1 protein-coding gene is annotated in these 1676 nt (G+C 71.6%); it reads right to left on the bottom strand.

The window, feature by feature from the left end; genetic code table 11:
* Positions 1-144: 144 nt before the first annotated feature.
* Positions 145-1521, bottom strand: a complete 1377-nt coding sequence (locus G6020_RS14795; RefSeq protein WP_182611136.1) for a phosphomannomutase/phosphoglucomutase — start codon at positions 1519-1521, stop codon at positions 145-147.
* Positions 1522-1676: the final 155 nt, after the last annotated feature.

Genomic DNA, 1676 nt, shown 5'->3' with positions numbered 1-1676 from the left:
GCCCCCGAGTCGACGGCCGTCGCGACCGATCGGAGCTGGGCCCCGGCCATCGACGCGTGGAGCAGGGCCCCGGTGGCGTCGGAGGAGCGCAGGGCCTCGGCGTCGTCCAGGTCCACCCGGCCGGCCCCGGTGTCGCTGGTCAGGTCAGGCACGGACGATCGCGAGGACCTCGTCGACCACCGCGGCGACGTCCTCCCTGGTGGGCGCCTCCGCGTTGAGGCGCAGCAGCGGTTCGGTGTTGGAGGCCCGCAGGTTGAACCACGCGCCGTCACCGAGGTCGACGGTCACGCCGTCGAGTCGGTCCACCGACACGGCCCGGCCGGAGAACGCGTCGATGACCTCCTCCATCCGGGCCACCTGCGCCTCCGCGGAGTCCAGCGTCGAGTTGATCTCCCCGGACGCCGCGTACCTGGTGTACTCGGCCATCACCTGGGACAGCGGGGCGTCCTGCTCCCCGAGGGCGGCGAGGGTGTGCATCGCGGCGAGCATCCCCGAGTCGGCGCCCCAGAAGTCACGGAAGTAGTAGTGCGCCGAGTGCTCGCCGCCGAAGATCGCACCGGTGTCCGCCATCTGGGCCTTGATGAAGCTGTGGCCGACGCGGGTACGGACCGCGACGCCGCCCTTCTCCTCGACCAGTTCGGGGACGGCCCGGGAGGTGATCAGGTTGTAGATGATCGAGGCGCCGGGTTCCTTGTCGAGCTCGCGCCCGGCCACCAGCGCCGTGATGGCCGACGGGGCGACGGGCTCACCCCGCTCGTCCACCACGAAGCAGCGGTCGGCGTCGCCGTCGAAGGCGAGTCCGATGTCCGCCCCGCTCTCCCGCACCAGCGCCTGGAGGTCGGCCAGGTTGGCCGGTTCGAGGGGGTTGGCCTCGTGATTGGGGAAGTTGCCGTCGAGCTCGAAGTACAGCGGGACGATCTCCAGCGGCAGTCCGCTGAGGACCGCGGGCACGGTGTGGCCGCCCATCCCGTTCCCGGCGTCGACCGCCACCTTGAGCTGACGGATGCCCGACAGGTCGACCAGCTCGCGGAGGTACGCACCGTAGCCGTCGAGGACGTCACGCTCGGAGACCGTCCCGGCCTCACCGTCGTGGGCGGGGACCCCCGCGACGACCTCGTCGGCGATCGTCCGGAGTCCGGACTCCTGGCCGACCGGCTTGGCACCCGCACGGCACAGCTTGATGCCGTTGTACCGGGCCGGGTTGTGGCTGGCGGTGAACATGGCGCCCGGGCAGTCGAGCAGTCCCGAGGCGTAGTAGAGCTGGTCGGTCGAGGCGAGGCCGATCGTCACCACGTCCAGCCCCTGGGAGGTGACGCCGTCGCCGAACGCCCGGGACAACGACGGGGAGGAGTCCCGCATGTCATGGCCGACCACCACGGTCTCCGACCCCTCGGACCGCATCAGACGGGCGAACGACGCACCCACCTCGCGGACGAAGTCCTCGTCGATCTGCTCGCCCACGACGCCGCGGACATCGTAGGCCTTGATGACTGCTCGGACGGACTCGGCGCTGCGTGCCACGTGCTGCTCCAGGGATGAGAGGCGGTCGGACGGTGTCATCATTCGACCCTACCCGGCGGGTTACCGGCCGGGCCGTCGCTTGCGGCCGCGGGCTGGTCGGTGTCCCGTCAGCCGAGTCCCGGCCCCGGCTCCCGCGCACGGTCGACGGGACCCGC

The organism is Dietzia sp. B19, from assembly GCF_014145155.1.
GTDB lineage: Bacteria > Actinomycetota > Actinomycetes > Mycobacteriales > Mycobacteriaceae > Dietzia > Dietzia natronolimnaea.
Note: the sequence above shows the minus strand (reverse complement) of the source record. Positions and strands in the feature narration are given on the sequence as shown.